The sequence below is a fragment of the Clostridium sp. CS1-1 genome, assembly GCF_056135525.1.
Genome location: NZ_CM148680.1, coordinates 3435738 through 3454935, shown reverse-complemented (window position 1 = coordinate 3454935; position 19198 = coordinate 3435738). Strand labels below are relative to the sequence as shown.

Below are 19198 nucleotides of genomic sequence, written 5' to 3'. Positions count from 1 at the left end.
AATTAAACAAATGGAAATAAAAGGTGGTTTTTCAAATGGTATATGGTATAAAAGAACTTAAAGGTAACGCTGAAGGTATGATTTTAAAAAGAATTGGTATAAGTGGTAATGTGTGTGGAAGTTACGCAGAAATAACTATTAACCAAAATTATGAAAACAAAGGTGAAGATGATATTGAGGCAGAGTATATATTTCCAATACCTAAAACAGCAATAATATCTGGTTTTGAAGCAGAAATAGGGGGAAGGACTCTGAAGGCAATTGTAGAGGAAAAAGCCAAAGCAATTAAGATTTATGAAAATGTAAAAAATAGAGATGAAAGTGCATTCCTTTTGGAGGAATTTAAGCCCAATGTATTCAAAATTAGTATAGGAAAAATTATATCTGGAGAAATAGTAAAAATTAGGCTATCCTACATAGATGAATTAGAATATAAAGATAATACTTTTAAACTTCAAATACCAGCAGTTTTTGAACCAAAGAGAATAGAAGAGGATTCAATAATAGATAACGTTAAAAATACTATAATGAGAAAATTTATGAAAGATAATAATGAAACAGAATTTGAATTTAAGACCAATATCCTAGTAGAATCCCTCTGTAGTCTAGAATTTAAATCACCTTATCATAAGATAAATGTTGATAGACAGGGCGATACAATAGCAAGAATTAACCTTCAAGAGGATTATGATTCAATGGACAGAGATTTCATACTCTTTATGAAGGAACAAAACCCTCTTGAAGCTGATGGAATGATTTATGAGTATAAAGAAGGAGAGCAAGAAAAAGGAATAGTTTATCTTAGAATGGTTCCAAGACTAGATCAGCTTGAAGAAGATGTAAGTGAAAGCTTTGTTTTTCTTATAGATATCTCTGAAACAATGAAGGGAAGTAAGCTTGAACAGGCGAAAAATGCTCTACAGCTTTGTATTAGAAATCTTTCAGAGGGAGATACATTTGATATTATTGCTATGGGAGATAAACTAAGATATTTTGTAGATGAAGGTATGGCTGAATTTAATGCAGATAATTTAAGAAAAGCTTCTGCATGGATAGATAGCCTTGAAACAGAGGAAGATGCGGACATTTTTGAGGCTATCAAATATAGTCTTGAAAATGAAGGAGGACATAATACTATTCTAATTTTCACTGATGATCAAGTGGAAGAAGAAGAGGAAATATTGTCTTATGTTGCAAAAAATATAGGAGATAACAGAATATTTACCTTTGGAATAGATTCTTCTACTAATAATTATTTCTTGAATAAGCTTGCACATGAGAGCTTTGGTAAAGCGGAGTTCATAAACAAGGGAAAAAGAATCGAAGATGTGGTGCTTAAACAATTTACAAGAATTCAAAATCCTGAGGTTGATGATATTAAAATTGATTGGGGAACTTTAAAGGTCGAAAGCACTTATCCAAGAACCATTGATTATATGTATGATAGAGAACCTTTTTCAATATTTGCAGAGGTAATTGGAGAAGTAAGTGGAGAGATAACCATAAGTGGAATAGTTGACGGTAAGGAATATATAAAGAAAATAAATTTAGATAACTTTAATACAGAGGAGAATGCTAATCTTCTAAAAAAGGTATGGGCAAGAAAGAGAATAAAATCTATAGAGTTAAACATGTTAGCTGAGCGTGGAGAAGTAAGAGAGTCCATGAGAAGAAAAGTAGTTGAACTATCTAAAAATCATGGAATTATAAGTCCTGAAACTACATTTATATTTATGGAGTTAAGATATGAACCGGTAATGGGTATAGAGCTTAGAGACATAATCCCTATAAAGGTACAGGAAAGTACTCTAGCGGATGAGATAGATATGGAAGATTTTAAAGATAACGATCATTTAGGGTTTTTATATAAATCTTATGGCGGAGAAACAGAGGAAGAAGATTCTAAAAATATAACAGATCATAATATGTATTTAGATAGAATGTATCCAAGCGAAAAGCTTTTAAGGATAATTGCAAAAAATCAACTTGCAGATGGTGCCTTTGTTGACTACGAGGATAGCAATACTGAAGATAAACTTGAAACTACTGCTATGGTACTTCTTGCCTTTGGTATAGGCGACGAGGATACAGATATATACTTTAATCAGTTGAACAAGTCTGTGGAGTTTATATATAACAAAATTGTAAGTGGGAATACCAAAATAAGTGATAGGATTGTTAAAATGACAGCTTTAGCCTTAGATAGAGCTATGGAAAAGAAAATACTAAAAGACAAAAACATGGAAAAAGCAAAGCAAACTATAAATTATTTGCAGATAGTATTAAATGATTCAATCGGTGCAAGACACACATTACAGAATTTAACAGATTTCACCTTTAAGAAAAATGTAATTTCACTATTCAATGTTAGTGAAGATGGAAAGAGTATTAATGAAAATATAGTAATAACAAAAGAAAATAATTCTATCTACAGTATGGCAAAACTAGCAGTACTAAAGGCTTTAAAGGATCTATAACATCTATAAGAGTTCAGGGTTATATTAATCCTGAACTTTTATTTTAAAAAATCTTGAATGTTTATTATATTTGTTATATATTATATATAACAAATATAATAAACAAGATTTATCCTATTATTATCTACTCTTTACTCCATATTTTCCAAAGAGGGAGTATTAGAGTGAGTATTTGTAGGATGAACTAATATAATATGAGTTTATTTTTGGAGGATTTAAAATGATAGAGTTAAGAAATGTAAACAAAAGTTATAATGGTAAGACAAATGCAGTAGATAATATAAACCTAAATATTCCTGATGGAGTCATATTTGGATTTTTAGGACCTAATGGTGCAGGAAAAACAACCACTATAAAAATGATCACAGGAATCATAAATTCGGATAGTGGTAGTATATGTATAAATGGAGTAAATATAAAGGAAAATGGAATAAAAGCTAAGAAACAGTTTGGATTTGTGCCAGATAGCCCGGATATGTTTTTAAGACTTAAAGGCATAGAATATTTAAACTTTATGTCAGATATATATGATGTAGAAAGTGAGAAAAGAACAGAGAGAATAAAGAATTTGGCAGAAAGATTTGAAATGACAAAAGCTTTAGGAGATCAAATTCAAAGTTATTCCCATGGCATGAGGCAAAAGATTATTATAATGGGGGCACTTGTTCATAATCCATCGGTATGGATACTAGATGAGCCTATGACAGGGTTGGATCCAAAATCTGCTTATATTTTAAAGGAAATGATGAGAGAGCATGTGAATGCTGGAAATACGGTGTTTTTCTCCACACATGTATTAGAGGTAGCAGAAAAAATATGCGATAAATTTGCTATTATAAATAGGGGAAAGATATTATTTTGTGGAACCTTTGAAGAATTAAAAGAACAATTTAGGGATGATAAGTCCTTAGAAAATATATTCTTGGAGATGACTGAAAATGCGTAATTATATAGCTTTAACAAAGGTGCTATTAAAAAATGGTAGTGGTTCCTTAAATGCAGATAAGAAGAAGAGAATGAAGAATATAATTATGTGGGCTGTTTTAGCAGCTGCCTTTGCACCAACTGTATTTCTGATCATTAATTTCATCGAAGGTTCCTATGATCTTCTACTTAGAATAAATCAGCAGGGACTAATTCTTGCAGTAGGAATATCCTTCGTAAGCGTATTTATATTCTTTTTTGGTATTTTCTATTCCTTAAATGTACTATATTTTGCTAAGGATATAGAGATACTTCTCCCGTTACCATTTAAGCCATCGGAGATTTTAGGAGCAAAATTTACAGTAGCACTATTTTATGAGTTTTTAACAGAACTTGTTCTACTACTTCCACTATTAATTGTTTATGGTGTGAAAAGTGGCTCAGGATTACTATATTACATTTACTCATTAATACTATTTCTTATATTACCTATAATACCGTTAACAGTAGCATCTTTAATAAATATGATATTTATGAGCTTTACAAATGTAGGGAAATACAAAGATAAACTAAAGATACTAGGCGGAATTGCTAGTATGTTTTTTGCAGTAGGAATTAATATACTCATACAGAAGTTACAGATTTCCTCAAGTAATCCTGAAGAGATACTTAAAATGATGACAGAAGGAAATAACTCATTAATACAAACTTCAAATAGAATGTTTCCAGGGGCATCAATAGCAGCCAAGGGACTAATTTTTAGTGGAAGTTTTCAAGGGTTTACAAATGTGCTTTTATTTATAGGAATTACTTTGGTTGTAGTCTTTGTATTTTTAAACTTAGGCGAAAAATTATATTTTAGGGGAGTAGTTGGAATCTCTGAAACCTCTTCAAAAAGAAAGGAGCTTACAGATAAGGAATTAAATAAGTTGGTTGTAAAGAGACATTCAATCCAAGCGTTAACAATTAAAGAGTTAAAAATTTTATTTCGAACTCCCATCTATTTTATGAATTGCATTTTGATGAATTTTTTATGGCCTATATTTATGCTTATACCAATTTTTACTCAACCTGAATTATGCAACAATATAGGAAAAGCATCTGCTTTTCTTGCTGACCCAAGTGTAATAAGTATAAGCTTAGGGTTATCTCTAGCAGTAGGATTTTTCTTAGGCTCTAGCAATGCCATAACGTCTACAGCTATATCAAGAGAAGGTCAAAGTATATTTATAAGCAAATATATTCCAGTAAGCTATGGAAGTCAACTTACTGCAAAGCTATTATCAGGAATAATCATAAGTACTGCATCTGTATTAGTGATAATTTTAACAGCGGCTATAATCATAAGAACGTCAATTTATTTAAATTTAATAGTATTGTTTGTTTCTTTACCAAGTATAATATTTGTATCTTTAATTGGGCTTCTAATTGATTTGAACTTCCCAAAGTTAAATTGGGATAATGAAGTTAAAGCAGTAAAACAGAATTTTAATGTAGTTATAAATTTAATAATTGGAATAATTGGTGCTGGAGCAATTGGGTTTCTGGTTATAAGATTCAAGTCTTATGCATTAACTGTGGGAATTGTTCTTTGTGTGGTATTTATAATCTTAGATTTTTTACTCTATAAGTTTATGATTACTAAGGGAGCAGGAATATTTGAGAGGGTTCAAGGGTAGAAAAAAATATCCTGATATTTATAGTGGGAAACAATGCAAATAATGTTATAAAAATTCTACAAGTTAAATTAATTTTTAACTTAGAAGTCATATTATATATAAATTATAAATAAAATTAATTAGTTGAATGATTTATAAAATTTAAATTTAATAAGGATTGATTATATGCTTATTTTAAAAACAAAGTCAATTATTTTTAAATTAAATAACGAAAAGCTTCCAAGTGACGTAATTATGATGATAGAAATTGAGTTTAGAGAACTTGGAAGTTTAAGCAATGAAACTATAAATAAATATAGAGTAGAGTTAGAGTGCACCTAAAGATTATTAGTAAATCCTCCAGTTAAGTATTGGAGGATTTATTTTCGTGAAGATATTTTATATTTCAAATTTAAAGAATTAAAGAATTTTTTGTATTTTATATAAAGACCTTATTTATTAATAATATTTAATATATAATGAAATGACCACGTAAGAAAAAAGTTTATAGTTGTATTGCAATTAGGATTTGAACTACCGGGAGGAATAAAGATGAATGAATACAGGGAATTTTTTGAACTATTAAAAAAGACTGGGAAGGAAGAAGAAATAATGAATTCAATGATAATAGATGGTTGTGTTGCGGCAGGGAAAACAAGTCTTATGAATATAATAGAGGAGGAGTTTAACTACACTCCATTTTTAGAACCTGTGACAGACAACCCTCTATTAGATAAGTTTTATCATAATAGGAAACGTTACTCTTTTCCACTGCAAATATTCTTTTTAAACAAGAGATTTGCAATGCTTAAGGAGGCAGCTAAGATTAATGGAACTGTTATGGATAGAAGCATATATGGAGATGTAATATTTGCCAAGCTGCTTGCTGATAGCGGGGAAATGGAACTTGAGGAATATGCTTTATATAAGGAGCTTTTAGCTAATATGCTTGAGCATGTTCAAGCACCAAAACTTATGATATACCTTAAGTGCAGTACAGATAATATTATTAAAAAAATCAAGCTAAGGGGAAGAGACTACGAACAAGTGGTAGAAAGAGAATATTGGGAGAAGCTAAATAAGGAATATGAAGATTATTTTAGTGAATACAATCTATCGCCACTACTTGTAATAAATGTGGACAATCTTGACTATGTACATAATGAGAATGATAGAGAGTATATTATTTCTCTAATTAGAAATAAGCTTAATGAATTAGATACTGAAATATAATTAGTGATTGCGTTTAGAACATAAGGGTAAGAGATACTCTATGTTCTTTTTTTATTTAATATAAATTTAAAACTTTTAACAAATTTCTAGGATAGGCATATACTAAATTCTAGAGGTTTAAGCTCAACTTAATAAATATCAATAATTATTCAATTAAAATAATTAATAGAAAATTATTATTGAATTAACAACAAAATATGGTATAATAATCTAAAAATTAATAATCAAAGTATTAGAAAATAAATTATGTAATTTTATTAGGTGAACTAGTATACATGTAACTATAAGTGAGAAATATAAAAGTATATTCTTATGAATTTAATCTTAAAATATACATTATATTGTAGTATCTTAAATAATCATTATGGAGGACGAAAATTATGGAAATAGGTTTAATTGGTTTAGGTAGAATGGGGTTTAACCTTGCGCTAAATATGAGAGATAAAGGACATAAGGTAGTAGCTTTTAATAGAACAGCAGAAAAAGTAAAAGAAGCAGAAAAAGAAGGCATTACTGGAGCCTATAGTATAGAGGAACTTATTAACAAATTAGGCGGTAGAAAAACAATTTGGCTTATGGTGCCTGCCGGTAAGATAGTGGATGATATGATAGAGCAGCTTGTACCATTGCTAAATAAGAATGACATAATAATAGATGGTGGAAACTCGAACTACAAAGATACACTTAGGAGATATAAGGAGTTAAAACAAAAAGAAATAGATTTTGCAGATGTAGGAACTAGCGGAGGAATTGAAGGTGCTAGAAATGGTGCTTGCACAATGATTGGGGCGGAAGATGAGGTTTTTAAACATTTAGAACAATTAATTAAAGATATAAGTATTGAAAATGGATATTTGCATACGGGAAAGAATGGTTCTGGACACTTTGTTAAAATGGTTCACAATGGTGTTGAATATGGTATGATGCAGGCTATGGGTGAAGGATTCGAGATATTGGAAAAAAGTCAGTTTGATTTAGATTATAAAGAAGTTGCTAGGGTTTGGAATAATGGTTCCGTTATTCGAGGATGGTTAATGGAGCTTATGGAAAGTGCCTTTAGTAAAGATCCAAATCTCGATGCTATTAAAGGAGTCATGTATTCTTCTGGGGAAGGTCTATGGACAGTTCAAGAGGCGTTAGATCTTAAAGTTCCAGCACCGGTAATTACAGAATCCTTATTTATGAGATATCGTTCAGAACAAGAAGATACTTTTACAGGAAAAGTTGTTGCAGCTCTTAGAAATGAATTTGGTGGTCATGCGGTTGCTAAAAAGTAGAGATGACGTTATATTTTTGGGAAGATGGTGATTTTAATTGGAGCTAAGTAAAGATTTATCTTGTATTATGACTATATTTGGAGGCACTGGAGATCTTACACACAGAAAGTTAATGCCTGCAATTTATAATCTTTTAAATGAAAAAATGTTACCAGAAAATTTTGCAGTTGTGGCTATCGGAAGGCGAGATTTATCTCATGATGAGTATAGAAATCAAATACATGAATCTATACAAAAGTTTTCGCGCTTTAAGTTTGACAATGAAATTTGGAATGCTCTTAAAAATAGGATATATTATAATAAATTTAATTTTGATGATAGCGAAGGATATATAAAGCTAAATGAATTTCTAAAAACTCTGGACAAAGAATATAATACGCAAGGAAATAGAATGCATTATCTTGCTGTAGCACCAGAGTATTTTGAAATTATTGTAGATAAACTAAGTACCTATGGTTTAGCGGAAAATAAAGTAGGATGGCAAAGAGTGGTTATCGAAAAACCTTTTGGCAGGGATTTGAAATCAGCTGAATACTTAAATAAAAAGATAACTGATGTATTTACAGAGCAAAATACTTATAGAATAGATCATTATCTTGGTAAAGAGATGATACAAAATATAATGATTATAAGATTTGCTAACTCTATATTTGAACCTATATGGAATAATAAGTATATAGATAATGTTCAAATATCTGCCATTGAGACTGTAGGAGTTGAAAATAGAGGGGGGTATTATGAGAATTCAGGAGCACTTAGAGATATGATTCAAAATCACTTACTTCAACTTCTAACCCTAACAGCAATGGAACCACCGCCAAGTCTTCAAACTGAACATATTAGAGATGAAAAGGTAAAAGTTCTGCAATCACTTGAAAGCCTAACGCCAAAATATATTAAGGAAAATGTAGTAAGAGGACAATATGGAGTAGGGAAGATTAATAACAAAGAAGTGTCTGGATATAGGAGTGAATCTAATGTGTCACCAGAGTCAAATGTTGAAACATTTGTGTCTTTAAAAATGCATGTGGAAAACTTTAGGTGGGCTGGAGTTCCTTTTTATATAAGAAGTGGCAAAAGATTTGACAGAAAGTCTACTGAAATAACTGTGCAGTTCAAGGAGTTACCTAATATCCTATATTTCAAAGAAAATGATGATTTACAACCTAACCTGCTAACAATAAAAGTTAACCCTATGGAGGGTGTGGTATTTCAGTTCAATGGTAAAGAGCCGGGTTCAAGGAATAATATTCTTCCTTTCCAAATGGATTTTTGTCAGAATTGTGAATTTGAGAGCAATACTCCTGAAGCCTATGAGAGACTATTATTTGATGTTATGAAAGGAGATTCTACACTATTTACAAGATGGGATGAAGTGGAATATTCTTGGAGGTTTGTTGATAGTATTTTAGAAGCGTGGAAAAATGAAAAAGTCAATTTTCCTAATTATGCAGCTGGAAGTAGTGGACCTGAGGAAGCAGACTTATTATTATCAAGAGATAATAGAAAGTGGTGGAATGTAGAGTCTAATAGCTTTTGTGCTAGAAAATAGAAGTTTTAAGAAGTAAAGGAGTAAGTATGAAAATTTATGATATTTCGATGAATATACATCATGATATGATGGTTTATAAGAATAGAGAAGAGAAAAGACCAAATTTAAAGGTGATGCAGGATTTTTCTAATAGCAGTGCTTACGAATCTAGAATTTCAATGGATATGCATACAGGAACTCACGTTGATGCACCTCTTCATATGATTGAAGATGGGAGCACAATTGAAAGCCTTGATTTAAATACGGTGATAACGAAGTGTAAGGTTATTGATTTAACTGATGTTAAAGAGGAAATTATAAGGGAGGATTTAGAAAATAAGAGTGTACAAAAAGGAGATTTTATAATATTTAAAACTAGAAATTCCTATATTGAGGAATTTGATTTTGATTTTGTATATTTAGAAAAAAGTGCAGCAGAATATCTAAAGGAAAAGGGAATAAAGGGTGTTGGAACTGATGGGCTGGGAATCGAGAGAAGCCAGCCTGAGCATGAAACACACAAGATTCTAATGAAGTCTGGAATTACCATAATAGAGGGATTGAGACTTAAAGATATTAAAGCAGGAGAATATGTGCTCTGTGCACCTCCACTTAAGATAGATAATGCAGAAGCTGCACCAACAAGAGCAGTGTTAATTGAAATTAATGATGTTAAGTAGAAAATTATAATATTTCACAAATAAAAAGTTTGGGATAAAAACAAAACTCTTCCATAATTAGGTGTGGAGGAGTTTTGATTTTTTATTAAATTGAATAAAAAATTCTATATGAATTTTAATAATACTTGTATCTGTAATATTGAATTGTTGAAAAAATTGCTATACAATTAGCTTGTGATGGTAAGTTAGGTTTAAAGATTGTTAGGTTGAGAGTATATATAATAGGGGGAATTTTATGAACATAGTCATAGTTGGAGCTGGTCAAGGAGGATATAACATTATTCGGTCGTTCAGTAATATTAAAGATATAAAAATAAGTATGGTTATAGATAGAGATACTGAGGCACCAGGGGTAAAGCTAGCTCGGCAATTAGGAGTTCAATGTAGTAAGTCAATAGATGATATAAATAGTAGTAGCACTGATATTATAATTGAAGTTACTGGGAGTAAAAATGTTTCTAACCTGTTGCTTGAAAAGTTTAGTGAGAAGTGCACAATACTGGATTCAAAGGCAGCATTACTTATAATAACTTTAGTTAAAAATGATATTGAGAGTCTTAAAAGACTTAATAACAGCATGAATATAATATGTGATACTTCTACTGTAATTCAGGATCAGTTAAAAGAAATAACAGTTAGCGTGGAAAATATTCATGGTGTCAGTGATAGTTTAAATGCCTCAACTCAAAATTCAGCAGATTATATAAAGAAAACTGATGAAATAGTTAAATATGTAGATAAAATGACCAAGCATACTAAAATACTAGGACTTAACGCTGCGATTCAGGCTGCACGTGCTGGAGAATATGGTAAAGGTTTTTCTGTAGTATCATCAGAAATTCAGAAACTTGCGGAAAGCAATAGATCTTTTAGCATGGAGATTAGCAAAATGCTAAATCAGTTATCTGAGGAAATTAAGAATATTAAGGAACAGACAAACAGATTAAATAATCTTTCTGAATCACAGGTGAAGGCTTCTGAAGGAGTTAACAAAGCTGTAGACAAATTAGTAACGGAAACAGGCTAGTATTATTTAAAGTCATATAAACCTATTTATCAATAAAGAGTGATAGGACTTTATTATACATAAAATGTTAAAGATTAATAAAAGACCTCAACTTAGATACTTTATAAGTAACTAAGTTGAGGTTTTTATTTTATTATTTGCATTTGTAGTGTTAAAGGACTTCTCTCTTTATGACATCTATCACACCATTTTCTGTATTTTTCTTAGCAACAAATCTAGCATGTTTTTTCACTTCTTCAGGGGCATTTTCCATTGCATAACTATAATATGCTGAATTGAGCATTTCTACATCATTGAAATAATCTCCAAATACCATCGTTTCTTCAGGCTTTATATTAAATTTTTCTTGTAAATATTTAATTGCAATGCCTTTATCTACATCATTATTAATAATATCTAACCAGTACTTGCCAGATACAGTAACCTTAAATTTACCACCATAAGCTGGTACAAATACATGATTTGAATTTTCAGCAGAACCTTTAAAATCACATAAAGTAAATTTTAAAATATCATCTTTAACATCATTTAAGTCATCTACTATTTCACACTTTAAGTAATATCTTTCAACTTGATGAATAAATTCTTTATAATCCTTTTCAATATATGCAGATTTCTTACCGCATAGTACTATCTCGCAACCTTCAGTTTTTCTACCTAGTTCAATAAATTCTTTAACTGACTTTTCACTTAATATATTTGAGTACAATTCCTCGCCTTCATAAACAACATAGCTTCCGTTTTCTGCTGCAAATATTACATCATTTTTAACTTTAGAAAACTTATCTAGAAGATTATAATATTGTCTACCGCTGGCAGCAACAAACAATATTCCTTTTTCTTTAAGCTTAATTATTATATCAAATATTTCTTTGCTTAGCTTATCATGTTCGTTTAATAATGTGCCATCCATATCGCTTGCAATAAGTTTTATCATAAATGAAGTTCATCCTCTCTTTAGTAATTACTGTATCATTATATTATGAAATTATTAAAAAATCTATGTTCTAATTACTAAAAGTAAATATACTAAATGATTTCTATTCGTGGCTAACATGGGTATTAACTGAAAAAATGGAATAAGTTGGTTGACCGATTATTCTTGAAATTATATAATATAATTGTTATGTAAAAGATACAAAAAGTATTGGGGGTGGGAACTTATGTTAAAAGTTAAAATAATAACTGCTGTTTTAGGACTGACAATGCTTTCAGGTGCTTTAGCTGGATGTAGTTCAAGTCAGCAGAATTCACAGGCAACAAACCAAACAACTCAGCAAGCACAAGGTACAGAGATGAAGGTATACCAAGGATTAGGACAGATTCCAACCTTCCGTGTTGGGCCAGGAAAGGATAAGAAAGACGTACAGGTTTACACCTTTACTTATTTAACTGCTAATGCCATATTTGATAAGGATGGTAAAATTATTAATGTTTACTTCGACTCATTGGAAGTGAGTACACCTAATTATGATGGCGAAAGTATGCCGCATTTTTCTGGATGGCCTGGAACACAAGGTTATAATGTAACTGATCATGCTAGTGGAAATGTATCTAGTGTTTCTAATAATACTAATGAAAGTATTGCTGCAGAAGTTAACGGTTGGAAAACAAAGCGCGAACGTGGTGATAAGTATGGTATGAACTATAATAATGATTGGCATAAACAGGCTGATTTCTATCAAAAATTCTTTAAGGGAAAAACCATAGCTGAAATTGAACAATGGTTTGCTAAAAATACTTCTGACGTTAATGGACGTCCGTTAAAGGCTGATTCGAAAAATGACAAAGATAAGGAAAAGTATTCTAAGCTTACTGATCAAGAGAAAAAGCAGCTTGCAGACGTAACATCAGGAGCAACCATGAGCCTTAAGGATGCACATGGTGATTTTATAGGTGCGATCAAAAAAGCTTATGAAAATCGTGTTGAAGTTACTGTTCCTACAAAATAGTAGTCTTTAGAGAAATTTATTTATAATGTATCTTAGTATGTAATTACACGCTAGGGTACTTTTGTTTTTAGTAGTAAACTAAAATTTTTTTGATCAAAAAACATGCTGTGAGGCATTGAAATAAAAAATACACCTCTATAAATCACATAGAGGTATACTTCTATATTACCTATTGCTTTGCAGCAGGTATTTTAGCTGGAGTAGTCACACCCTTTTTAGCCATTTCATCTATGGCATATTTAACTAATCCTTTAAAGTTATTTGATGAAGCTGTAGCACCAGTTACTACATCAAGATCTGCAGTCTGCTTTGTAATAAGTTGTTGCTTAAGTTCGCCATATGCCTTCTCTGGGTAAGTTTTGGAGGTTTTCTCCATTTGAGTTTTGTATTGGGCATCTTGAGATTTTAGTGTTCCATCTTTTTTTACTTCATCATACTTAACCGCAGTAATTTTGCCCCCGCTTACAGTAAGCTCCAGTTGCCCCTTATAATCATGACTGTCAAAATTATCGTACTCTACTTTATAAGTACCATCAGTAAGTTTTCCAGAAGTATCTGCTTGCTTAGTTGTTTGAGGTTCACTACTAGTTGGCTTCGCAGCCTGTTGATTGGAGCTACATGCTGATAAGGTTCCTGAAATCAATGTTAAGCCAATTATTGCCGAAAGTAGCCTAATCTTTAACATAAGTCCCCACCTCCTATAATTAACATAAAATGGTTTAATTTACAGTTATATTATACAAACTTGATAATAATTCGTCAACTGTATTAGATTACATTGGATTAAAAGCAAAGAGACATGGATAATTAAAATTCACAATTTTAACTTTATAAATCTACTACAGTTTATTGTACAAAATAAATTTATCAGATGTGGACGATATGTAAGAAATTATGTTCTAATTTGAAGGTATCAAGTATATAGTTTAAAGTGAAGTAGCTCTCAGGAGCAATATATGGATGACTACCAAGATTGCAAAGATTGAAGAATTAGAATAGGGGGGGGATGCTTTGTGAATATAGGTAAATGTCCACTTAATCATGATAAGGAATCTACCGCTAAATGGCTTACTGATGAAGCTTTGGAGCTTTTAAATAAGAGGGATGCTAAGAAAATAAATGCTATATGGCTTGAAGCAACGGGATGCTCAGGAAATATAATATCTTTTATAAATGGCGAAAATCCAGGATTACTATACATTTTAACAGAACTTATAGACTTAAAATTCAATAATACTTTAATGAGTACAGAAGGAGAAAAAGCTTTTGGACAGTTTCTTGAAACCCTAGATACAGAATTTGTTCTCTTAGTGGATGGAGCTATTTCTACTAAGGATAACGGATTTTACAATATAATAGCAAATTATAAAGGAAAACCTATAACAGCCCTAGAGGCAGTAAAAATGGCTGGAGAAAAGGCAAAGTACGTTATTTCAGTAGGAACTTGTGCTTCTTATGGTGGAATTTCTGCTGCAAGACCTAATCCATCAGAAAGTAAAAGCGTAAAAGAGGTTTTAGATAGAGAAGTTATAAGAGTTCCTGGATGCCCTAGCCACCCTGATTGGGTAATTGGGACCTTGGCCCACTTAGTTGGATTTGGTGTGCCAGAGCTTGATGAAGAAGGAAAGCCACTTTTGTTTTATGGTGTAACTATACATGACACCTGTACAAGAAGAGGGTATTTTGACAAGCAGTTATTTGCAAAAAAATTTGGTGATGAGGAGTGTATGTTTAAGCTCGGATGTAGAGGTCCTGTTACGAGAACAGATTGTCCAAGAAGAAAGTGGAATGGCTATGTGAATTGGCCAATAGGAGATAACACCACTTGTATCGGTTGTGCTCAAGGTCATTTTCCAGATGGTATGGAACCCTTTGTTAGGTATTAATATTAAAGGAGAGTTGTATGAAAAGAACCATAAGAATCGATCCTGTTACTAGAATTAGCGGATTTTTAGATATAAGTACTGAGGTGGAAGATAATATAGTAACAAATGCAAAAACCAGTGGTTTATTATTTAGGGGCTTTGAAAAAATGTTAAAAGGAAGACACCCTCTAGACGCAATATATTTTACTGAAAGAATATGTGGTATATGCTCAACATCTCATGCAATGGCTTCTTCACTAGCCCTTGAAAATGCTCTAAAGATAACTGTAGATTTAAATGATTTATATATTAGGGATTTGATACACGGCTTTGAATTCTTACAAAATCATTTAAGGCAATTCTATTTTTTTACAATACCTGACTATGTTAAGCTTCCAAATATAAACCCAATTTCGCCACAACAATATAATGATTATAGATTACCAGAAGACCTTACTAAAAGGATTAATGAAAGCTATAACAAAAATGTAGTATGTAGTAGATTAGCTCATGAAGGTTTAGCTACATTAGGTGGAAAAGCACCTCACAATCACGGTATTTTCCTAGGTGGAGTAACGGTAAATATAGATTCCTATAAACTAGAAAAAGTAAAATCGATAATAGCTGAAATAAAAAACTTTATAGAAACGAATATGATCGAGGATATGAATACTATTGCTAAGTATTACAAGGACTATTTCGAAAAGGGAAACTCTTATGGGAACTATATGAGCTATGGACTTTTTAATTACTATAAGGACCCTGAAATACAATATGTAAACCCAGGGGTAATAATAGATGGAAAAAGACAGCAGTTAGATATTAATAATATTACTGAAAGCCTTAGGTATGCTTGGTATGTCAGTGATAATACTATTGAAAAGCCTAGTGTAGAAGAAGTGGAAAGTGTAGATATTAAAAAACCAGAAGCTTATACCTTTATAAAATCACCTAGGTATAGAGGATTGCCTATGGAAGGCGGACCGCTTGCTAGGCTCATGCTAACAGGAGAATATACCAGAGGCAACTCATGTATGGATAGAAACTTGGCAAGGGTTATTGAAACTCAAAAGATTATTAGAATAATGGAGAATATATCAAAAAAAGTTGAGTTAAAGAAAAGCGGTCAAAGAGTTCATGATATACCGAGCAATGCTTTTGGAGTGGGACTTACAGATACTATAAGAGGATGCTTAGGACACTGGATACAAATTGAAAATAAAGTTATTAAATACTATGATATTATTACACCTACAGGCTGGAATCTATCACCAATGGATGAAAAAGGAGTTCATGGTCCCGCAGAAAAAGCACTTATTGGAACGAAATTAGAAAGTACGGAAAACACCCCTGAACTTGGTAGAATAACACGTTCCTTTGACCCATGCATATCTTGTGCAACTCATGTCGTAAAGAGGGATTGATATGAGAGTAAAGGTAATTGCTATAGGCAATATTCTAATGGGAGATGATGGTATAGGAATTAGAGTTGTTGAAAAAATAGAAAAATCTTTGAATGCTCACGGTATAGAGACCTTTATAGGAGAGACGGACTTCCAATATTGTATTTCAGTCATAGAGGATAGAGACCTTATTTTTATTATAGATGCAGCAATGCTAGGAAAAAAAGTAGGTACTGTTACTTTACTCCCCTTAGAAGAATATAGATATTATAAAAATGGATATACTCAACATTCATGTAGCTTATTAGACTTAATTTACACCTATCATAAAGATATGGAGGGGTATGTTATTGGTATTGAAATAGATAACATAGCTTATGATTTTAATATTAGTAAAGGTTTAGAATTATTATTACAAGAAATTTCTTTAAGTGTATTGAATAAAATTTTAAGTCTAGTACCAACCACTAAGAAATAAGATAAGAAACGCCAGGATTTATTATTGCTTGGCGTTATTCTTTTTTTATTTAAGGAGAAATCCCCATATTTATCGCAAAATACTTATAATCCTGTAGATTGGTTCCCACGTGGAAATGAAGCAATATATAATTAGGGTTATTCTCAAAATTTCGTTTATAGATATATAATAATTATATTTTGATAGAAAAAAATGAAATTAATTACATTTAATTACTAATAAAGCCCATATATTTTGGGATATTATAGAGATGACATTTAACGATGAAATATCCCTTGAAGTTACAAGATTTTTAATGTAAAATTTAATTAATGTTAACGAATATTTATAAAAATTTTACAAATAGGGGGAATTTCGTTGGGAAATAATCACAAACAAAAAGATGAATCTTTGAGGTTTAAAATAACTTTTAGTGCAATTTTAGTTTTATTAATATCCACAATAGTTTTAGCTGTAGTATCATTTAATATAATAAATAAAAAGTTTCAAAGTCAGGTGCAGCAAGATGGGATAAGTCTAGTGGAGGAAATTGGTGAGGAAATACAGACTAATAGTAATATAGTGAAACATATAGATAGTTTACTTGGAGACAAGATTACTTCAACAGCTCGCTTAATTGGGCAAAATCCTGCAGTTTCAAATGAATATTTATCACAAATTGCTAAAGAGATAGGTGTTCAGGAAATAAATATTGTTAGTCCATCAGGTGTTGTAGTTAACTCAAGTTTACCTGAAAATATCAATTATAAATACCCTGATGATCATGGTATACAACCAGTTATCCAAGGAAAAGAGTCAGAGGTTGTAGAACAATTAAGACAAAGTAGCAATAATGCTGATAAAAACTTTTATAAATATGGAGCTGTAGCGCTAAAAAATGGGGGCGCAGTGCAAATAGGTATAATTGCAAATGAAGTAGCAAAGTTAAGTCAAGCTGTTAGTGATCAAAGCTTGGTAGATAGGCTTGGTAAAAAGGAAAATGTTGTTTACGCATTAAAGATAGATACGAACTTAAAAGCCGTTGCACATAGTGATAAGAGTAGAATAGGAATAGACTTAACTGATATAGGAAGTAAAACAGCGGTTCAGCAAGGAAAGCTATATTCTTCTTTATACAATTATAAAGGACAAGAGGTCTACGACGTAATAATTCCTTTAAAGGAAAATGGAAAAATTATTGGAGCAGCAGATATTGGTCTATCAATGAAAAATGAAAGAGCCGCGTTAACAAGTATTATGATGAGTTTTTTAATTGTATCATTAATTGCGTTTATAATCGGTGGATATATATTAAGGCTTGTTATAAATTCTAATTTAAACCCTTTAAAAAACCTAATGGAAACGGCAGAACGTATAGCAGAGGGAGATCTTACAAACAATATAAAAGTTAAAAATAGAGATGAAATAGGAAGACTTGGTATAAGTTTTAATAATATGATTGAAAATCTAAGAAATATGACAACAAACATAAATGGGATGTCACAAAGACTAACATCTTCCTCTAGAGCACTTTTAGCCTCAGCACAGCAGGCAGCAGCAGTTTCAGAAGAAATTTCAGGATCAACACAAGAAATGGCAAATGGAGCAGAGAGACAGGTAATGGCCACTGACGAAATTTCAGGTGCGATGAAAAGTGTAGTTAATAACATAGCTGAGATCAAGGATCAAGTTACTACAGTTGTTGAATTCTCAGAGAGTACAAGTAAACTTGCATCTGATGGTAGAGAAAAAATGCAAGATATGGTTAAACAAATGGAAATAATAAAAAGTAGTGTAAACTATTCATCAGAGATCATTACAGAATTACAGAAAACATCAAAAGAAATAGGAAACATTGCTGAAATAATGGACGGCATAGCGGACCAAACAAATCTACTTGCTCTTAATGCCTCTATTGAAGCCGCTAGAGCTGGAGAAGCTGGAAAAGGATTTGTAGTAGTAGCGGAAGAAGTAAGAAAGCTCGCAGAAGAATCAATGAGATTTTCAAATAATATTAAAGAATTGATTAACGATACTCAACAAAAGACTAACAAGGCACTTTACTCAATTGAAGAGGGAAATAAAGAATCAGAAAAAGGACAAGTTATTGTAACGATGGTTGGAAAATCTCTAAATGAAATCTTGAAGTCTTTTGATGTTACAAGAACAAACTTGGATAGAGTAAATGCAATGATTATTAATTCAAAATCTGATATAGATAATATGGATGAGCATATAGAGGCAATTCAGTCTATATCTACAAACACAGCAGCAAGTACAGAGCAAGTGGCAGCATCAACGGAAGAACAATCTGCTGCACTTCTTGAAGTTACAGAGAGTGTGCAGTTACTTTCGGAGATGGCCTCTGAGCTTGAAGATAGTGTCAAAAAGTTTAAATTATAGTTATTTAAATGAATAAAATGTTGACAAAGGGTAAAAAGTAATAATATAATTAGATGTAAATTTTATATTGAATTCATTGAAGAGAAGAGTATTTTTTAAAAGACTTAGAAAATCAGTTTTCAGCGAGCAGGGATGGTGGAAGCCTGTAAGGAGTTTAAAAGAGAAGAGAGTCTCTGAGAAGCCTGCGAAAAAGGTTTGATAATTATTTTGTTAAACTACAAGTTGGACGTTAACTGCGTTAAAGTTTTAAGGTGGACTTGGCATTAAGCCATGTCAAAAAGAGTGGTACCGCGGATATAACCCCGTCTCTG

General features: G+C 31.4%; 16 protein-coding genes and 1 other annotated feature (1 of these 17 running past the window's edge). Of the genes, 14 read left to right on the top strand and 2 right to left on the bottom strand.

Going from position 1 to position 19198, the window contains the following annotated elements; translation table 11 throughout:
• Positions 1-35: 35 nt before the first annotated feature.
• The 9 genes from AC0N0V_RS16280 to AC0N0V_RS16240 all read left to right on the top strand — a co-directional run bounded on the left by AC0N0V_RS16280 (position 36) and on the right by AC0N0V_RS16240 (position 10807).
• A complete protein-coding gene (locus AC0N0V_RS16280; RefSeq protein ID WP_474459262.1) occupies positions 36-2477 on the top strand; it encodes a VIT and vWA domain-containing protein in 2442 nt (813 codons plus the stop codon).
• Between the two features lie 220 nt (positions 2478-2697).
• On the top strand, positions 2698-3423 hold the full coding sequence (locus tag AC0N0V_RS16275; RefSeq protein WP_474459260.1) for an ABC transporter ATP-binding protein: 726 nt from the start codon (positions 2698-2700) through the stop codon (positions 3421-3423).
• Positions 3416-5080 carry a putative ABC transporter permease subunit gene (locus tag AC0N0V_RS16270; RefSeq protein ID WP_474459258.1) on the top strand — a complete coding sequence of 555 codons (1665 nt, stop codon included), beginning with the start codon at positions 3416-3418 and terminating at the stop codon, positions 5078-5080. The genes AC0N0V_RS16275 and AC0N0V_RS16270 overlap by 8 nt, the downstream gene beginning before the upstream one ends.
• A gap of 165 nt (positions 5081-5245) precedes the next feature.
• Positions 5246-5401 carry a hypothetical protein gene (locus AC0N0V_RS16265; RefSeq protein ID WP_474459256.1) on the top strand — a complete coding sequence of 52 codons (156 nt, stop codon included), beginning with the start codon at positions 5246-5248 and terminating at the stop codon, positions 5399-5401.
• Positions 5402-5611: 210 nt separating this feature from the next.
• The gene (locus AC0N0V_RS16260; RefSeq protein ID WP_474459254.1) at positions 5612-6292 is read left to right on the top strand and encodes a deoxynucleoside kinase; all 681 of its coding nucleotides are present in this window, start codon (positions 5612-5614) and stop codon (positions 6290-6292) included.
• 380 nt (positions 6293-6672) lie between these two features.
• Positions 6673-7569, top strand: a complete 897-nt coding sequence (gene gnd / locus AC0N0V_RS16255) for a phosphogluconate dehydrogenase (NAD(+)-dependent, decarboxylating) (protein ID WP_474459252.1) — start codon at positions 6673-6675, stop codon at positions 7567-7569.
• Between the two features lie 37 nt (positions 7570-7606).
• A complete protein-coding gene (gene zwf / locus AC0N0V_RS16250) occupies positions 7607-9121 on the top strand; it encodes a glucose-6-phosphate dehydrogenase (protein WP_474459250.1) in 1515 nt (504 codons plus the stop codon).
• Between the two features lie 26 nt (positions 9122-9147).
• Positions 9148-9780, top strand: a complete 633-nt coding sequence (locus tag AC0N0V_RS16245) for a cyclase family protein (protein ID WP_474459248.1) — start codon at positions 9148-9150, stop codon at positions 9778-9780.
• 235 nt (positions 9781-10015) lie between these two features.
• Entirely contained in the window at positions 10016-10807 is a 792-nt protein-coding gene (locus AC0N0V_RS16240; protein ID WP_474459246.1) for a methyl-accepting chemotaxis protein, read from the top strand.
• 151 nt (positions 10808-10958) lie between these two features.
• Here the strand turns inward: AC0N0V_RS16240 and AC0N0V_RS16235 are convergent, their stop codons facing one another.
• Positions 10959-11744, bottom strand: a complete 786-nt coding sequence (locus AC0N0V_RS16235; protein ID WP_474459244.1) for a Cof-type HAD-IIB family hydrolase — start codon at positions 11742-11744, stop codon at positions 10959-10961.
• A gap of 226 nt (positions 11745-11970) precedes the next feature.
• Here AC0N0V_RS16235 and AC0N0V_RS16230 point away from each other — a divergent pair, with 226 nt between their 5' ends.
• Positions 11971-12759 carry an FMN-binding protein gene (locus AC0N0V_RS16230; protein ID WP_474459242.1) on the top strand — a complete coding sequence of 263 codons (789 nt, stop codon included), beginning with the start codon at positions 11971-11973 and terminating at the stop codon, positions 12757-12759.
• Between the two features lie 169 nt (positions 12760-12928).
• Here AC0N0V_RS16230 and AC0N0V_RS16225 read toward each other — a convergent pair whose 3' ends face one another.
• On the bottom strand, positions 12929-13444 hold the full coding sequence (locus tag AC0N0V_RS16225; protein ID WP_474459240.1) for an FMN-binding protein: 516 nt from the start codon (positions 13442-13444) through the stop codon (positions 12929-12931).
• Between the two features lie 328 nt (positions 13445-13772).
• On the opposite strand from AC0N0V_RS16225, the gene AC0N0V_RS16220 reads away from it, so the two are divergent.
• From AC0N0V_RS16220 to AC0N0V_RS16205, 4 genes are all read left to right on the top strand, one after another.
• On the top strand, positions 13773-14645 hold the full coding sequence (locus AC0N0V_RS16220; RefSeq protein WP_474459238.1) for a hydrogenase small subunit: 873 nt from the start codon (positions 13773-13775) through the stop codon (positions 14643-14645).
• A gap of 17 nt (positions 14646-14662) precedes the next feature.
• Positions 14663-16048: a nickel-dependent hydrogenase large subunit gene (locus AC0N0V_RS16215; protein ID WP_474459236.1), complete on the top strand. Its 1386-nt coding sequence runs from the start codon at positions 14663-14665 to the stop codon at positions 16046-16048.
• Between the two features lies 1 nt (position 16049).
• Complete coding sequence (locus AC0N0V_RS16210) at positions 16050-16505, top strand: hydrogenase maturation protease (RefSeq protein WP_474459234.1); 456 nt, start codon at positions 16050-16052, stop codon at positions 16503-16505.
• Between the two features lie 357 nt (positions 16506-16862).
• Positions 16863-18887 carry a methyl-accepting chemotaxis protein gene (locus AC0N0V_RS16205; protein WP_474459232.1) on the top strand — a complete coding sequence of 675 codons (2025 nt, stop codon included), beginning with the start codon at positions 16863-16865 and terminating at the stop codon, positions 18885-18887.
• A 67-nt stretch (positions 18888-18954) separates the two neighbouring features.
• Positions 18955-19198, top strand: a binding site (T-box leader) (it continues 2 nt past the right edge of the window).